The organism is Paenibacillus mucilaginosus 3016 (assembly GCF_000250655.1).
Lineage (GTDB): Bacteria > Bacillota > Bacilli > Paenibacillales > NBRC-103111 > Paenibacillus_G > Paenibacillus_G mucilaginosus.
Map to the genome: position 1 here is coordinate 2,645,729 of NC_016935.1, position 16,685 is coordinate 2,662,413.

Genomic DNA, 16,685 nt, shown 5'->3' on the forward strand with positions numbered 1-16,685 from the left:
CGATCATGGTAATCTAGGTGTCGGCGGTACCTGGTATCCGGTTCATGGCAGGACCACTTTGCCCGGAAGGAGGGGGAGAGCAGTCTGGATGTCGGCCTGTTCCTTCAAGATGCGGCCGAGAAGGAGAGTGCAGCAAGGAAACAGCATAACGGAAATGCAGTGCAAGCCAGCTCACGATAAGGAGGATCGGAATAATGTATAGTCATGCAAAGCCACTTAGGGCGCGCGGCACGAAATGGCTGAAGATCTTGGCGGTGTTGTTGACGGTGTCGCTTGTTCTCCCGGTCATTCCCCCGCCTGCGCTTGCTGCGGACACCGTCCTGGTGGACGAGGATTTCAGCAGTTATCCGCCCGGCCCGTTGACCGCAGGAAGTGGAAACGCCTGGTCCAAGGAGGGGAATACGCCTGAGGTCACGGTTGTTGAGGATACGGTGACCGGAAGAACGTACGCATCGTTCACGAACAACACCACCGGATCGATTTATGTGGGGCAGCGGTTTGCGGCTCAGAGCGGCGGGATGATTCTGGAGTTCGATGCCAACATCCCTACCAGCAAGGGAGCAAGCTTCTATGTGATGGACGGCAAGGTCAACGCGACGGGCGCGGCTGCTCTGAACTACAGCCTTAGCTCCGGACTGATCAAGCGGGGAGACTCGACGGCCTATCAGATCAGCTACGATACATCGCATTGGTACCGCTTCAAGTACGAGTTCAATGTCCCGAAACAAACGTATCGAACGGCGATTACGGATCTCCATACGGGAGCTGTCGTCGCTGATTGGAATGAACCGTTCTACAGCAGCAGAACGAGGGTCAGCAGCTTCGGATTCTATCTGAATACGAACGGCGGAACCATCCATCTCACGAACGTCCGCGTTACTTCACTCGATCTGTCTCTGAGCGGACTGCAGCTAACTGCCGAAGGCTTTACTCCGCAACTGGTTCCTTCCTTTGATCCCAATGTGGAAGCGTATTCACTTGATGTCCCGTATTCTACGACTCAGCTTTCCGTCACACCAACGGCCGGTAATCCGGTCGGCGTTACGATGAAGGTGGGAGAGACTGGTGCTGCAAGCGGCACTCCTGTGTCCGTTCCCCTCGCGGATACGGTCACAAGCATTGCGGTGAACGTTGCTTCCGCGGTATACACGGATATTTCGAGAACCTATACGATCGGCGTGACCCGATTGGAGCCATCGCCGAACCTCAAACATGTATCCACCCTGCCTGATGATTCGAAGGTCAAGATCGGCTGGGAGGAAACGGTCGATCCCACTTACCGGGAAGCCCGCATTTATAGAGTCAATGGAGACCGGAGCTTAACGCTGGTCGATACGGTGCCCCAAGGGACGTACGTCTCGACGGTGAGCGGTCTGACGAACGGCACGCCTTACTCCTTCGTCGTCAAAGGCTACTACGCGGACGGCACGGAGTCGTCCGGAGTCACGGTTCAGGAAACGCCTAGGAAGCTCCCACCCCGTCAGATGGAGAGCCTGGACCGCGGTCTGATTGCTATGAAGAAGCCGGGAGGCGTCTATGTCGGCTGGCGCCTGCTGGGAACGGACCCCAAGAACGCCGCGTTCAACCTCTACCGCGATGGGATCAAGGTGAACAGCGCCCCGATTACCGGCAGCACGAACTTTGAGGATAAAAAGGGCACCGGCGGTTCTACTTATTTTGTCCGGACCGTAGTGGGCGGCAGGGAGCAGAATCAATCCCCAACCGTGAAGGTATGGGATTCGGCCAATCTGAGTATACCGCTCCGCAAACCGGCCGATGGCGTTACGCCAACCGGGCAGGCGTATTCGTACCGGGCGAACGACGCCACGACGGCCGATCTCGACGGGGACGGCGCATATGAAATCATCCTGAAGTGGGACCCGACGAATTCCAAGGACAATTCGCAGAGCGGGTATACGGGCCATACCCTGGTAGATGCTTACAAGCAGGACGGTACCTTCCTGTGGAGGATCGACCTCGGCCGCAATATCCGTGCAGGAGCGCATTACCTTGACATCATGGCCTACGATCTGGATGGGGACGGCAAAGCCGAAGTCACCTTCCGAACCGCGGACGGCACGGTCGACGGGCAGGGCCAGGTGATCGGTGATCCGAATGCCGATTGGCGGAACTCAAGCGGTTATATTATCACCGGGCCGGAATATCACACGATATTCGACGGAGCGACGGGCAAAGCGCTGGCTACGGAAGCTTATGAGCCGGCCAGAGGCAGCATCTCCGATTGGGGGGACTCGTACGGGAACCGCGGGGACCGCTTCGGTGCGGCCATCGCTTATCTGGACGGGGAGCGGCCGAGTGTGATTATGCAGCGGGGCTATTATACCCGCATGGTGTTCGTGGCGTACAACTGGAGGGACGGCAAGCTCACCAAGCTGTGGACCTTCGATACGAATACGCCGGGCAACGAGTCCTACAAGGGCCAAGGCAACCACCAGCTGTCTGTCGCGGATGTCGACGGTGACGGGAAGGACGAGATCATTACCGGACCGGCTGCGATTGACGACAATGGACAGGGCCTGTGGAACTCGGGGCTCGGCCACGGGGATGCGATGCACGTAGGCGATCTGGATCCGAACCGGCTGGGGCTGGAAGAATGGGCGGTCCAGGAGAACACTTCCGCTGCATATTCGGCGGAAATGAAGGATGCCAAGACGGGCAGAGTGCTGTGGGGGCAGCGGCAGATCGGCCTGGACGTGGGCCGCGGACTGAGCGCCGATATTGACCCAAGGCATCCCGGTGAAGAAGTCTGGGCGATTGACGGGGAGTGGAACAGCGCGACCGGCGGTTTGTTCACGGCGGCGGGCGAGAAGATCGCCTCCAGCATCCCATCCTCGAACTTCGCAATCTGGTGGGACGGCGATTTGAGCAGAGAACTGCTCGACCATAACTTTACGACAACGCCAACCCGGCAGGGTGTGCCGAAGATCGACAAGTGGGATTATCTCAACAACCGGTTGAACAATATCCTCACCCTGGACGGCACGCTGTCGAATAACGATACCAAAGGTACGCCTTCCCTTCAGGCCGACCTGTTCGGCGATTGGCGGGAGGAAGTGATGGTCCGGAGCGTGGAGAGCACCGAGCTTCGCATCTATTCGACGACCGATGTCACCAAGCACCGTCTTGTGACGCTGATGCACGACCCGACTTACCGGCTGGCCGTGGCCTGGCAGAATACCGGCTATAACCAGCCGCCGCACCCCGGATTTTATCTCGGCACGGAGATGGAGCGTCCGGAATGGCCGAACCTCTATACCCCTGTATTCCCGGCAGCCAAGTGACAAGAGGAAGACCGCACCTGCTCCAGGTGTGGTTTTTTTCGATGGCTCTATACCCATTTCCCAACAGGCTGTACCACCGATTAGGGTATCAATATATGCGGGGTTTATGTCTTATTTGCACGAAAAGGCGGGGAATATCTTCGAATATTGTGCTACTCTTGTTGCATAAGACCAGGAATGAAGGAAGGAATCATGACTATGCACTCCGCGAATACCATGGATTTTGCCCCGATCAATTTACTGTCTCCCCCGGCTTCCCAGACCGATACCAGCATCGCTCTCCTATGGGATAAGCCCCCGCACGCGCCTGAAATCGCCTGCTACCGTGTGTATGTGAACGGGAAGCTCCATGGCCTCAGCAGCAGCACGGATTATACGATGAACGGGCTGGAAGCTTCGCATGCGTATGAAGTGTATGTATGTTCGGTATCCCAAAGCGGAGAGATCTCCCAGCCGAGCGACAAGATAAAGGTTTCGACCAGAGGCCAGGCAGACCGATTCGATATTACCGAGTTCGGAGCGGTGGCTGACGGACAAACGATCAACACCGAAGCGATTCAGGCGGCTATTGATGCCTGTACGGCCGGCGGCAAGGTGGTGGTTCCGAAGGGAACATTCGTGACAGGGGCGATCTTCCTGAAGAGCCGCATGACGCTGTATGTCGAACAAGGCGGTGTCCTGCTTGGCAGCGATAATCCCGACGATTATCCGGTCATGCAGTACCGGTGGGAGGGCAGGGAGCAGCTGTGCTACGCCAGCCTGATCAACACCAAAGACCCGGCCGAAGGCAGGCTCGAGCAGATCATCATCGAAGGCGAAGGGAAAATCGACGCCAACGGTATGGCTCTGTTTCACAAAGAGATGGCCGAAAAGAAGGGATTCCGGGGCAGAGCCGTCTGCCTCCGAAACGTGGATGGGGTCTATCTGAAGGATATTACCGTCAGGCAGTCTCCCGCCTGGTGCGTGCATCTGATTTACTGCAATGGGGTCAGTGTGAATCATGTAGAGATCCATACGAAGAAGGATGAACGGGGCCGGAGATATGAGCATATTTTTAACGGGGACGGGCTCAACCCGGATTCTACGAGCGACGTGTATATTTTCAACTCCATGATCGCCAGTCAGGACGACTGCATCGCTATCAAGTCAGGCCGTAATGAAGAGGGGAGAAGGGTGGGAATCCCTTCGCAGAACATTCGGATCAGCAATTGCATCTTCAAAAGCGGCTTCGGGGTTGCGACCGGCAGCGAAATGTCCGGCGGTGTGCGCAATGTCCGGATCAGCGACTGCCGGTTCGAGGACGTGTACAGCATTGCCACAATCAAAGCACCGAGAGGCCGGGGCGCCGTGATCGAGAATGTCACGGTCGAGGACTGCACCTTAACGAACTACAGCCTGGAACACGAGGACTGCCGGTGGTTCAGGGGCGCGATCAACATCGATCAGTTCTACAGCCACGCAGATTTCGATGCCGACAAAGTAGAAGAGGTCGATGAAGGCACTTCGGTGATCCGGAATATTCATTTGAAGAATATCGTATTGGATACGCATGCGGGGAATGCGGTATTTATGGCCGGTCTGCCGGAAAGCCCACTGCAGAACATCCGCCTGGAGAATGTCAACGCACTCGGGAAGTATGGACTGAAGGCGTATAATATCAAGGGCCTGGTCCTGAAGAATGTCTCGGTGGCTTCGCGGGAAGACCAGGACGTTCAGTTCCACAACGTGGAGTATACCGAAGCCGGCGAAAGCTAGGAAAAGGGACATAAGAGCTGTAAATCAAGGGTGTTATCCGTGCCGGGCATGACGGCAGGGATAGCACCCTTTTGTCTGTGTCCCGTTACGGAACGGACGGAAACGAGCTGAAGACGGTACATTTCGGCGATTTCAATCCAATTCGATAGCTCTTGTTCCCTCCCGGCCGGCCGACTCCATCGTATGTGCGGTACCTGGGCCAAGTGCTGCCGGCCGCGGCCCCGGGACTCCTGGTCATATACAGTTTTAAGGATGTGAATCGGTTCTCCGGCAGCCGCGGGATCCGGGAGCTGCTCTCGGCTGCGGTCGTTGCGCTGCTTCACCTGTGGCGCCGGAGCATGCTTTTATCCATAGCGAGCGGTACGCTGGTCTATATGTTCCTGATTCAAAGGGTCTTTTAGCACAGAGGCTTCCGTTGGCATGGTATGATAGGGAGAAAAAGGGAAGAATAGATTACGATTACGAGTCTATAAGACATGGAACCGTCACTTCTTTGAAGGAGATGATGAGATGGATGCATCCATCCGAACGTGGTTGGCTGAATTGGAATCGGCAGATAAGAATGTCCAATATGAAGCCTTGCAGAATCTTTTGGCGGCGACGGATACGAAAGTGGACTGGGCCTACGAAATGTGGGGACCTCTGCTGGGATGGTTAACTGACCGGGATAATCACCGAAGATCCAGAGCGGCCCAGCTGCTCTCGAATTTGGCCCGGAGTGACCCGGACCAGAGAATGCTTGCTGATTTTTCTAAGCTGTGGGCGGTGACCTATGATCCGAAATTTGTGACGGCGAGGCATACGCTGCAGAATATTTGGAAAGTAGGGCTGGCAGGTCCCGAGCAAAAGAGCATGGTGGTAACGCATTTGGCGGATCGCTTTCGAACGTGCTCCGATGAGAAAAATTATACATTGGTTCGGTATGATATCATCGCAGGCTTGAAGAAAATGTACGACGAAAGGAACGAGGAAGAAATCAAGCGGACAGCCTTGTCCCTGATCGACTCCGAAGAAGATCTCAAATATCGGAAAAAGTATGCGGCGGTATGGTCTTGACTCGAGGGGCCGAAGCGTGACACGCTGCGCTGACGGGAATTAGTTAAATACCGGGGAGCAGAGGCAGGAGGCCGAAACTCCCTGGTTCCTGAGCAGCGGATTATATGGCAAAAACAAGATGTGGGGAAAGATTCCAAAATAAAGGATTGACATATCCAATTATTAGGACATATAATTCAGACATCAAATGTTGTATGCGATTACAATTCGGTTTATCCTTTACGTAATCGATTACCTGGTGTGGTTTGCTGCTCGCAGGATAGGTTGCGAAAGAAGCAAAGAAGTAGGTGAACGGCAGGAGGCTGGTTTGTCGTTCCGCCTACGTAATCGATTAACTGGGCAGCTCGCAGTGCTTCGTAGTCTGAACTCCCCTTGCAGCCTGTACGTAATCGATTACCTGAATGCATAAATTGTTCTCCGGGAAGGGAGGTGGTCAGCCGTTTGGATTAGGTAAGCCCTGAATGTGAAGATGCGGTGGTCAAAAAAGGCAAACATAACAGACGCTTTGGGAGGAAAACCAATGAAACGTACAGTGAAACCGAGCTTTATGATCCTGTCTCTTCTGATGTTCATCATTCTGTCGGCCTGCGCGACCGGTGCGAACACACAGAATACGAGTGCCGGCAGCACGGATGCCGCCAAGAAGGTGCGCATCGGCTTGACGGTTCCCACCTTGAGCAACCCGTTCTTCGTTGCGATGTCCAAGGGGGCTCAGGAAGCCGCCTCCAAGTTCAACGCGGAAGTAATCACGGTGAGCGCCGATCAGGATTTGGCGAAGCAGACCGCCCAGATCGAGGACTTCATCACGAAGAAGGTGGACCTGATCCTGCTCAGTCCCTTCGATTCCAAGGGAATCGCTGCGGCCGTAGCCCAGGCCAAGGCGGCGAACATTCCCGTGATCGCCGTGGACGGCTTCGCTGAGGGCGGGATCAACACGGTTGTCATGTCCGACAACGTCATGGCCGGCACCCTCGCGGGCGAATACTTGGCGAAGCGCCTGAACGGCAAGGGCCAGATTGTCATCATGGACGGGCCTCCGGTATCCGCGGTAACCGACCGTATCAAAGGCTTCGAAGAGGTGATGAAGAAATACCCCGAGATCAAGGTCATCTCGAAGCAGAACGGGGAAGGCAACCGGGAGAAGGCCCTCTCCGTCATGGAGAATATCCTGCAGGCGAACAAAAAGATCGATGCGGTATTCGCCATCAACGATCCGGAAGGCGTAGGGATTAAAATCGCAGCGGAGCAGGCCGGGCGCGGCGGCGAATTCTTCATCGTGGGTGTGGACGGGGCTCCTGATGCCGTAACGGCCCTGAAGGAGAAGAAGGCTTTCGCGGCCACCTCCGCCCAATTCCCGAACGAGATGGTAGTCAAGGCTGTGGAACTGGGACTTCAGATCAAGGAAGGAAAAAGCATCGATTCCAAGGTTCTGATTCCCGTGGAGCTGATCACGCAGGAGAATGTGGAGCAGTACCGGGGCTGGTAAGAAAAGGGGGAGGCAGGCGGTGCCCTGAGGGACACCGCACTGCTGCCCGCATACGGAATGCATAACGAACCATTCGGGAGTGTGGCCATATGTCCGTGGTAAGGGAGCCGGAAGTGAGGCGGCGGGAAGGGCTGCCGCATCAAAGCATTGTGCACATGAAGGATATCTGCAAGTCATTCTCCGGGGTGCGGGTGCTCCGCGGGATCAACCTGACGCTGTATCAAGGGGAAGTGCACGCCTTGATGGGGGAGAACGGAGCGGGCAAATCGACCTTGATGAAGATCATCTCGGGCATACACCGCCCCGACTCCGGAAGGATGGTATACAAGAACGCCGAGGTGACCTGGAATAACCCGCAGGAGGCCAGAAACCGGGGGATCAGTGTCATCCACCAGGAGATCAGCTTGTCGCCGAACCTGACGATTGGCGAGAATATATTGATGGGGACGAAGCTACCGAAGAATGCGTTCGGTCTCATCAAGTGGAATGAAATCCATGAGAAAGCCGAGGCCGTGCTTCAATCCATCGGATCCCCGCTGAATCCCCGGATGAAAGTATCCGCCTTGAGTGTCGCCCAGCAGCAGATCGTGGAGATCGCCAGAGCCCTGTCCTTTAACTCGGAAGTCTTGATTATGGATGAGCCTACCGCTTCCTTAACGGATAAGGAGATCGACAAGCTCTTCGGGATTATCGAAGATTTGAAGCGCAAGGGCGTGGCCATTGTCTACATCTCCCACCGCATGGATGAGATCTTCCGCATCTCGGACCGCTGCACCGTGATGCGCGACGGCCAGTATATTGCTAGCATGCCGATCGCGGAGACGAACCCGGATCACCTGGTGAAGCTGATGGTGGGACGGGAGCTGACGGATCTGTTTCAAAGAAAGGCTGCGCCGCACGCGGCTTCCCGGCCCGGGGGCAGCGAACCGGTCCTCGAATTGGTCGGGGTCTCCGACCGGAACCTGGTCCGGAATGTGTCGCTGAAGCTCTTCCCGGGAGAGATCGTAGGTCTGGCGGGACTGGTGGGCGCCGGACGAACGGAGCTGCTGCGGACCATCTTCGGGGTCAGCCGAAGGACAAGCGGCCAAATCTACCTGGAAGGGGTGCAGGTGCAGATCTCCTCCCCGAACGATGCGATCGGGCTTGGGATCGCCCATGTGCCGGAGAGCCGCAAAGAGCAGGGATTGTTCCCGAACCTGACGGTGAAGGAAAACATTATGATGAATCGGATGCACCAATACCGCAAAGCGAGGATTCTCCGGTACAGGGAGATGGATGCCGAAGTGGAGCGGTACATTCAGGAGCTTGGGGTCAAGACGGCTACCTCCGCCCAGAATGTGATGGGGCTCAGCGGGGGGAATCAGCAAAAGGTCGTCATTGCGAGGTGGCTGTCGATCGGGCCCAAGGTTCTGCTGCTTGACGAGCCGACGCGGGGAGTGGACGTGGGGGCCAAGACGGAAATTCACAAGATCATCTGCGAGCTGGCGGCGAAGGGACTCGCCGTGCTCATGGTTTCGTCCGAGCTGCCCGAGATTCTCGGCGTGAGCGACCGGATTCTCGTCATGCATGAGGGCCGGATCGCTGCGGAATTATCCCGAGAGGAAGCGACGCAGGAGAAGATCATGTATTACGCTACGGGGGAGAGTAAAGAATGAGCGCGAATCTGCAGAGTGCGGCGAATCCGTCATTGTCGCTGAAGAAGAGAATCCTGCCTGTATGGAATCAGCTCGGGATGCTGATCATCCTCGTGCTGTTGTGTGTGGTACTGGCCTTATTTGCACCCTATTTTACGGAGACGAACAACATCCTGAACATTCTCAAGCAGTCTTCTATTACGGCCATCCTCGCAGCCGGAATGACGATGGTCATCTTAACCGGAGGAATCGATCTGTCGGTGGGGGCTACGCTGGCCTTGGCGGGCGTCATCTCCGTCATGCTGTCCAATGCGGGTGTGCCCGCCGGAATCGCGATGCTCACGGGAGCAGCGGTCGGCTACACGGCCGGCGCGGTCAACGGCTATTTCACCGCCGTCGCGAAGCTGCCTTCCTTCGTGGTCACGCTTGGAAGCATGACCTACCTGCGCGGCATCGCCTTTGTCATCAGCGGGGGTCTGCCGGTCGTGCTGCAGGACAAGCTGTTTATCTTTTTCGGCTCCGGGTCCTTGTTCGGCATTCCCACTCCGATCTATATCATGGCCGTGGTCTATATCGCGATGTTCTTTGTCCTGAAATACACCTTGTTCGGACGCCATGTGTATGCGATCGGAGGCAATGAGGAGGCGGCCCGGCTCACAGGCATCAAGGTGGAACGCACCCTGATCCATGTCTATTCCATCAGCGGTCTGATGGCGGGCATTGCAGGCGTCGTCATGGCCGGCCGCGTGATCTCCGGGCAGCCTAACGCCGGGATCAGCTTCGAGCTCGATGCGATTGCAGCCGTCATCCTGGGGGGCACCAGCTTTGTGGGCGGGGTAGGCCGCATTCAGGGAACGATTATCGGCGTGCTCATTATGGCGGTGCTCGGCAACGGCTTGACGCTGCTCGATGTCGATTATTACTGGCAGCTCATCGTGAAGGGGCTGGTGATTGTCATCGCGGTACTGCTCGATAAACTGCGCAATTAGATAGAGAACTTGAACAGGCGCCTGCCGGGTCGGCAAGCAGCCGGCAGGACGGCAGCTATAGGAGAGGAGAACGGCATTAGAGCGGATCTAGTGCCTTTTTTCTATGGGGCGGCGGCTTGAAGAAAGGGGAGGGTGAAGTTATGATAAGAGGATAACGGGTGTCATCATCCGCCATGATGGATGAGCGAGAGGTAGGCCTATGGTCGCGAAAATCAAAGATGTTGCCAGTCTTGCCGGGGTGTCCACCGCAACGGTGTCCCATGTCATTAACAATACGAGATACGTCTCCGATGAAGTCAAGAAAAAAGTAAACGATGCCATGCAGGAACTGAACTACCTGCCGAACCCTGCGGCACGTTCCCTGCGCCGCCAGAGATCGAATATTATCGGCCTCATCGTGCCGATTAAGAATAACGATTCCACCCAGCAGTACTTCATGTCGATTGCAAGCGGAATCGAAAGCGTTCTGAAAAAACACGGGTATCATCTGTTGCTGAGCAACTCCATGGAAAACGCCGAAGAGGAGCTCGAGCGGATCAAGGTATTCAACTCCCAGCATATCGAGGGGCTGATCATCGCGCCTACGTCCAGACTCGGCGAGGGATTGGAGCAGTCTCCGTTCGGCAGTTACCCCGTCGTTTATATTGACCGCAAGCCTCCGCGGTTTGAAAGTGACTGCGTTGTCGTCGACGGCTTCAGCAGCAGCTGTGCGGGGGTGAAGCTTCTGATCGACCGGGGGCACAAGCGGATCGGATTTCTGTCGGGGGGGCTGGAGATCTCCTCGACCCGCTCGCGGTTCGAGGCTTATGAGCAGGCGCTGCGGGACCACGGGCTGCCGTTCGACGAGGCGTTGATACGCAAATCGTACGATACCTCGTGGAAGGCGGGCTGCCAGCTGACGGCAGAGCTGGTCGAGCGGCAGGGGATCACCGCGCTGTTCGCCGCGAACAATACGCTGTGCCTCGGGGCGACTAGCTATCTGAGAGAGCGGAACATCCGTATCCCGGAGGACTTCGGGCTGCTGTGTTATGACGATTATGAGTGGACGGAGGTCATGACGCCGTCGCTCACGGTGATCCGGCAGCCGACCTTCGGGATCGGGGAGAAGGCGGCCGAGCTGCTGCTGCAGCGCATTTCTTCGCCGAAGAAGAAATCGCAGGAATACCTGCTGCCCGGCGAGCTGATTCGAAGGGGCTCGATCTAGGGATACAAGAACACCTCTGCAGCGTGGGCCAATGAACAGGGAGCAGAATGAAACGAATAAGAAAAGCCAAGCCCCAGGGGCCCATGCAGCAGCATAGGCTCATGGGGCTTCGTCTGTTACCGGGATGCGGGTATCCCTGTGGAGCTGCGGTAAACCGGCTTGGTCTGCACGTGCGTGACCTGGGGAGGCTTGTGCGGATTGCGGATCCGGGACAGCAGCATCTCTGCCGCCTGGAGGCCCATTTCGTCGCGGTAAATATGGACGGTGGTCAGCTGGGGCTCGACGATTTGGGATTCAGGAGAATCGTCAAAGCCGGTGACCGCAATATCCTCAGGTATGCGCACCTGTTTTTGCTTTAAGATCCGTATGACATTGATGGCGATAAAATCGTTCGCGCAGACGAAGACGGTAGGAAGGGCGTCCAGCAGGCTGATTCTCTCCTCCAGCCAGGAGAGGTTTGAGATCAGACGGTCCGCTTCCGTAATGGACAGCGAAGGATCCTGCGGCAGACCGGCGGCGCTCAGCGCCCTTGTGAATCCGGTCCAGCGTTCATGGAAGCTCCGGCAGTGGCGGATATCGCCGACAAATCCGAGGCGGGTATGGCCGCTGTCGATCAGCGTTCGGGTCAGACGGAAGGTGCTCTGTTCATTCTCCATCAAGAGCACATCGGCCCCGAGGTCTGGACCCAGGAGGTCGGATGGCGCGTCGATACAGATGGTCGGGATCTGAAGCGACTGAATAAACTCGGTATAGTCCTTGTCGAACAGCTCGATACATACGATACCGTCCACCTTTGTCTTATCGAAATTAACAGGAAGCGTCAAGGCCTCGAGTTCGGTCTCCCGAACGATATGGATGGATAAATTGAACCCTTCCGCGCTGATCATCTTCTCCAATCCGCTCAGCAGCGAGGTGCCGAAGTGGGTGTTATGCGGCATGTTGGCGGTGAAGAGCGCAATGTTGCCCGGGGCCTTGGAGGAAGCTTCTTCCGGTTCGATCAGGGCGAACTGCTTGTACTTGAGCTCGATGGCTCTCTTGATCACCCTGCTTCGGGTCTCGGCCGGGATGGTTTCGCTGCCGTTCAGCGCTTTGGAGACGGTGTTTCTGGATAACCCCAGCGAGTCGGCTATATGTTGAATCGTGATTTTTTCTTTGTTCATGATAAGTACTCCTCTAGGGGACAGATGGCCGGATCGTTGAGCCGGCGGAGATCATCGAAATTACATTCAATGTATACTATTTCCACCGAAATATCAACAAAAGAAAGTTACAAATGAACAATCGATTATGCATTTGTAAAGAAAAAGAAAGAGGCCGGCCCTCCTCGTTCCTCGTAAACAAATGCACAATTCAAAATTGGTCATGCAGGGGGGATACGTCTTGCCACTTGGAACGCGGAAATGAAAAGGGGTGAAACCGAGCGTAACCGGCAGGATGTAAGCAAAATCGGTCTTGGGATCGCTTGTTTGTGATCAAAATCAGTCATTTGTAAAGTAGGAACAGGATCATATGTAAATTTTATTTATTCATATGCACAGTAAAAGTGTAAAAATAATGATTGACTCCGTTTCCGTGAGGATGTACATTAGAACTGTAAGCGCTGAGCAAATGGCCAGTGAAAGCCTTTACCTCGTGGAAAAAAGGGGCTTCCGGGGTGCTGTTAACTGGCGAAATGTGCAAATGCACAATTCATTGTGCGGACAGGAGGTAAGCATGTGGAAGAAACAGTGAGGTGGAATAAGAACATGCAGATGCAGGGGAGCAGCCGAATTCGAAAAAGCAAGCTAGACTACATAAGAAGGAATCCTTTCCTGTATCTGCTGCTAGCCCCGGCTGTGATCCTTACGATCATTTTCAAGTATGTTCCGATGTACGGAGCCATCATCGCCTTCAAGGATTTTAATCCCAGCAAAGGCATTTGGGGCAGCGAGTGGGTGGGACTCAAGCATTTCGTGAAGTTCCTGACCGCTCCGAACTTCGAGGTGATCTTCATGAACACGCTCAAGCTGAGCTTCTACGGTCTTCTCTTGGGGTTCCCCGTGCCTGTCCTGCTGGCACTGATGCTGAATCAGCTGCGCAGGGCGGGAGTGAAGAAGAACATCCAACTGGTCTTATACGCTCCGAATTTTATCTCCGTTGTCGTCATCGTAGGGATGCTGTTTATTTTCTTCTCGCCGGTAGGGCCGATCAATGCCCTCATCACTTCGATTACCGGTGCGCCGGTCAAGTTCATGTCGGACCCGGATTACTTCCGGACCGTCTATATTCTATCGGGGATCTGGCAGGGAGCGGGCTGGGCATCGATCATCTATGTGGCGGCGCTCGCGAATGTGGACCCGGAGCTGCATAACGCGGCTACCCTGGACGGGGCCAATCTGATGCAGCGAATCCGGCATATCGATCTGCCGACGATCAAACCGGTCATGGCCATCGTGTTCATCCTGGGTGCGGGCGGCATCATGGCTATCGGATTCGAGAAGGCTTTCCTCATGCAGACCGCACTCAACCTGCCTGCCTCGGAGATTATCCCTACCTACGTCTATAAAGTAGGTCTGCAGTCGGGGAACTATGCTTATTCATCGGCTGTCGGTCTGTTCAATTCGGCGATCAACGTCATCCTGCTCATCCTCGTGAATTTTATCGTGAAGAAATTGAACGAAGGGGAAGGCTTGTATTAATTCCGCCGAAAGAAAGGAGAAACGCCGTATGAACATCAAGCTGTCCATGTCCGACCGGTTGATCGTGGGGATCAGCAACCTGCTGCTGGGAGCCGCCGTACTGGTCGTGCTTGTGCCTCTGCTCTATGTTGTATTCGCTTCCTTCATGGAACCGACGGCACTGCTGAACAAAGGCATATCGTTTCATGCCGCCGATTGGAGCATCGAGGGCTACAAGCGGATCCTGACCAATGATGCCATGATCCAGGGATTTGTGAACGCCGTGTTTTACTCGGCTGCTTTTGCGGCGGTTACGGTAGCGATCTCCGTCTTTGCGGGTTACCCGCTGTCCGTGGACGGCTTCGCCGGTCATCGCTTCTTTATGACCCTGTTTGTCATCACCATGTTTTTCGGCGGCGGGCTGATTCCCACCTATCTGGTCGTGAAGAACCTCGGGATGCTCGACACCGTGTGGGCCGTCATTATTCCCGGTGCCGTCAGTGTATGGAATATTATTCTCGCCCGGACCTTCTTCAAAGGCATTCCGAAAGAGCTGAATGAAGCGGCCAAGGTGGACGGGGCTTCCGACCTGCTCCTGTTCTTCCGGATTATCCTTCCGCTGTCCAAGCCGATCATGTTCGTGCTCGCCCTGTACGCCTTCGTCGGTCAGTGGAATTCGTACTTTGACGCCATGATCTATCTCGAGAACCCGAAGCTGTATCCGCTGCAGCTCGTGCTGCGGTCCATCCTCATCCAGAATCAAGTGGCTCCCGGCATGATCGGGGATCAGCTGGCGATGGCAGAGATGAAACGGTTGTCCGAAATCATTAAATATGCGGCGATTGTCATCTCCAGCCTTCCGCTGCTGATCATGTATCCGTTCTTTCAGAAGTACTTCGAGAAGGGGGTTATGGTCGGTTCCTTAAAGTAGGATGGGCATCACACGTATGGACAGAAAGCAGGCACGAAGATTCAGGGGATTCAGGTTCGACTATAGGGAGGGGTACATATGAAACACTTCACCAAGGCAGCGATGATTACAGCGGCATCGATGCTGGCCGTAACAGGCTGCAGCGACAAGGACTCCGGGACCTCGGATGCGGCAGGCACGGGAAGCGATTCCGCTGTGACGCTGAAATTCATGACACAGAGCTCTCCGCTGGCTCCGGCGGATCCCAATCAGAAGCTGATCTTCCAGCGGATGGAGCAGAAGACGGGGATTCACATTGAGTGGAAGAACTATACCAGCGAGACGTTCGCGGAGAAGAGAAACCTCGCGCTGGCCACCGGCGACCTGCCGGACGCCATCTTCGATGCGGGCCTGGGGGACTATGACCTGCTGCGTCTGGCCAAGGACGGGACGATCATCCCGCTGGACGACCTGATCGAGAAGATGCCGAACTTCAAGAAGGTCCTCGAGCAGGCGCCCCAGTACAAATCGTTGATTACCGCGCCGGACGGCCATATCTATTCCCTGCCGTGGATCGAGGAGCTTGGGGCCGGCAAGGAGAGCATTCACTCCGTCGATGACTTTCCGTGGATCAATGTAGAGTGGCTGAAGAAGCTGGGACTCCAGATGCCGACGACTACAGAGGAACTGAAGCAGGTGCTGATCGCCTTCAAGACGAAAGACCCGAACGGCAACGGCAAAGCCGATGAAATTCCGCTCTCTTTCATCAATAAAACCGGCGGCGAAGACCTCGCTTTCTTATTCGGCTCCTTCGGTCTTGGGGAGAACTGGGACCATACGGTGGTCACCGATGACGGCAGGGTTCGGTTCACCTCATCGGATCCCGGCTTCAAGGAAGGGGTGAAGTTCCTTCATGAATTAGTTCAGGAGGGCCTGGTTGATGTCGAAGCTTTCACGCAGGATTGGAATACGTATCTTGCGAAGGGCAAAGAGGGAAGATACGGCCTCTATTTCACTTGGGACAAAGCGAATATCTCCGGCGCGAATGACAAGTACGACCTGATGCCGGCCCTCAAGGGACCCTCGGGCGAGAAGAACGTCACCCGGACGAACGGAATGGGCTTTGACCGCGGCCGGATGGTGGTCACCAAAGAGAACAAGAACCTGGAGGCCACGGCCAAGTGGATGGATCAGCTGTACGATCCGCTCCAGTCCGTGCAGAATAACTGGGGCACTTACGGCGATACGGCCCAGCAGAACATTTTTGAACTCGATCCATCGACCAACATGCTGAAGCACCTGCCCCTGAACGGCACGGCTCCGGTTGAACTGCGGCAGAAGACCTCCGTCGGCGGACCGCTGGCGATTCTCGACAGCTACTACGGCAAGGTGACGACGAAGCCGGACGATGCCGCCTGGAGACTGGACCTGATGAAGAAGGTCATGGTGCCGGACATGAAAGCGAAGCAGATTTATCCGCGGGTGTTCTTCTCGCTCGAGGAGCTGGACCGCCTCTCGGCCATCGAAACCGACCTGTTCGCCTACGTGCTCCGTATGCGCACGGAATGGATGGAGAATGGCAGGGTCGAAGCGGAATGGGCCGACTACCTGAAAGAACTGGACCGGCTTGGCCTGCAGGAATGGCTGAAGATCAAGCAGGCCGGGTATGACCGCAGCGTAACCCAATAAATC

12 protein-coding genes are annotated in these 16,685 nt (G+C 55.7%); 11 read left to right on the plus strand and 1 reads right to left on the minus strand.

Annotation, left to right across the window (positions count from 1 at the left end; translation table 11 throughout):
* The first annotated feature begins 194 nt into the window (after positions 1-194).
* From PM3016_RS40725 to PM3016_RS11550, 8 genes are all read left to right on the plus strand, one after another.
* Entirely contained in the window at positions 195-3,302 is a 3,108-nt protein-coding gene (locus tag PM3016_RS40725; protein WP_014369581.1) for a rhamnogalacturonan lyase family protein, read from the plus strand.
* Positions 3,303-3,494: 192 nt separating this feature from the next.
* Positions 3,495-5,057, plus strand: coding sequence for a glycoside hydrolase family 28 protein (locus PM3016_RS11520; RefSeq protein WP_238540498.1), 1,563 nt, complete (start codon positions 3,495-3,497; stop codon positions 5,055-5,057).
* A gap of 152 nt (positions 5,058-5,209) precedes the next feature.
* A complete protein-coding gene (locus PM3016_RS11525) occupies positions 5,210-5,458 on the plus strand; it encodes a branched-chain amino acid transporter permease (RefSeq protein WP_081484320.1) in 249 nt (82 codons plus the stop codon).
* 109 nt (positions 5,459-5,567) lie between these two features.
* On the plus strand, positions 5,568-6,113 hold the full coding sequence (locus PM3016_RS11530) for a hypothetical protein (protein ID WP_014369583.1): 546 nt from the start codon (positions 5,568-5,570) through the stop codon (positions 6,111-6,113).
* Positions 6,114-6,633: 520 nt separating this feature from the next.
* Entirely contained in the window at positions 6,634-7,599 is a 966-nt protein-coding gene (locus PM3016_RS11535; protein WP_014369584.1) for an ABC transporter substrate-binding protein, read from the plus strand.
* An 89-nt stretch (positions 7,600-7,688) separates the two neighbouring features.
* Positions 7,689-9,254, plus strand: a complete 1,566-nt coding sequence (locus PM3016_RS11540) for a sugar ABC transporter ATP-binding protein (RefSeq protein WP_013915728.1) — start codon at positions 7,689-7,691, stop codon at positions 9,252-9,254.
* Complete coding sequence (locus PM3016_RS11545) at positions 9,251-10,222, plus strand: ABC transporter permease subunit (RefSeq protein ID WP_013915729.1); 972 nt, start codon at positions 9,251-9,253, stop codon at positions 10,220-10,222. The genes PM3016_RS11540 and PM3016_RS11545 overlap by 4 nt, the downstream gene beginning before the upstream one ends.
* Before the next feature lie 199 nt (positions 10,223-10,421).
* Positions 10,422-11,426 (plus strand): LacI family DNA-binding transcriptional regulator, encoded by a 1,005-nt coding sequence (locus tag PM3016_RS11550; protein ID WP_014369585.1) that lies wholly within the window; start codon positions 10,422-10,424, stop codon positions 11,424-11,426.
* Positions 11,427-11,542: 116 nt separating this feature from the next.
* Here the strand turns inward: PM3016_RS11550 and PM3016_RS11555 are convergent, their stop codons facing one another.
* A complete protein-coding gene (locus PM3016_RS11555; protein WP_014369586.1) occupies positions 11,543-12,586 on the minus strand; it encodes a LacI family DNA-binding transcriptional regulator in 1,044 nt (347 codons plus the stop codon).
* Between the two features lie 591 nt (positions 12,587-13,177).
* Between PM3016_RS11555 and PM3016_RS11560 the strand changes: the two genes are divergently transcribed.
* The 3 genes from PM3016_RS11560 to PM3016_RS11570 all read left to right on the plus strand — a co-directional run bounded on the left by PM3016_RS11560 (position 13,178) and on the right by PM3016_RS11570 (position 16,682).
* Positions 13,178-14,104, plus strand: a complete 927-nt coding sequence (locus tag PM3016_RS11560; RefSeq protein ID WP_413783332.1) for an ABC transporter permease — start codon at positions 13,178-13,180, stop codon at positions 14,102-14,104.
* Positions 14,105-14,132: 28 nt separating this feature from the next.
* Entirely contained in the window at positions 14,133-15,014 is an 882-nt protein-coding gene (locus PM3016_RS11565; protein WP_013915735.1) for a carbohydrate ABC transporter permease, read from the plus strand.
* A 78-nt stretch (positions 15,015-15,092) separates the two neighbouring features.
* Positions 15,093-16,682, plus strand: a complete 1,590-nt coding sequence (locus PM3016_RS11570) for an ABC transporter substrate-binding protein (RefSeq protein ID WP_013915736.1) — start codon at positions 15,093-15,095, stop codon at positions 16,680-16,682.
* Positions 16,683-16,685: the final 3 nt, after the last annotated feature.

Bases quoted from the DNA above. Each gene is read 5' to 3' on its own strand.
- PM3016_RS11530 (WP_014369583.1), top strand. From the start codon at position 5,568: ATGGATGCATCCATCCGAACGTGGTTGGCTGAATTGGAATCGGCAGAT.
- PM3016_RS11565 (WP_013915735.1), top strand. From the start codon at position 14,133: ATGAACATCAAGCTGTCCATGTCCGACCGGTTGATCGTGGGGATCAGC.
- PM3016_RS11550 (WP_014369585.1), top strand. From the start codon at position 10,422: ATGGTCGCGAAAATCAAAGATGTTGCCAGTCTTGCCGGGGTGTCCACC.
- PM3016_RS11555 (WP_014369586.1), bottom strand. From the start codon at position 12,586: ATGAACAAAGAAAAAATCACGATTCAACATATAGCCGACTCGCTGGGG.
- PM3016_RS40725 (WP_014369581.1), top strand. From the start codon at position 195: ATGTATAGTCATGCAAAGCCACTTAGGGCGCGCGGCACGAAATGGCTG.
- PM3016_RS11560 (WP_413783332.1), top strand. From the start codon at position 13,178: ATGCAGGGGAGCAGCCGAATTCGAAAAAGCAAGCTAGACTACATAAGA.
- PM3016_RS11540 (WP_013915728.1), top strand. From the start codon at position 7,689: ATGTCCGTGGTAAGGGAGCCGGAAGTGAGGCGGCGGGAAGGGCTGCCG.
- PM3016_RS11520 (WP_238540498.1), top strand. From the start codon at position 3,495: ATGACTATGCACTCCGCGAATACCATGGATTTTGCCCCGATCAATTTA.
- PM3016_RS11570 (WP_013915736.1), top strand. From the start codon at position 15,093: ATGAAACACTTCACCAAGGCAGCGATGATTACAGCGGCATCGATGCTG.
- PM3016_RS11535 (WP_014369584.1), top strand. From the start codon at position 6,634: ATGAAACGTACAGTGAAACCGAGCTTTATGATCCTGTCTCTTCTGATG.
- PM3016_RS11545 (WP_013915729.1), top strand. From the start codon at position 9,251: ATGAGCGCGAATCTGCAGAGTGCGGCGAATCCGTCATTGTCGCTGAAG.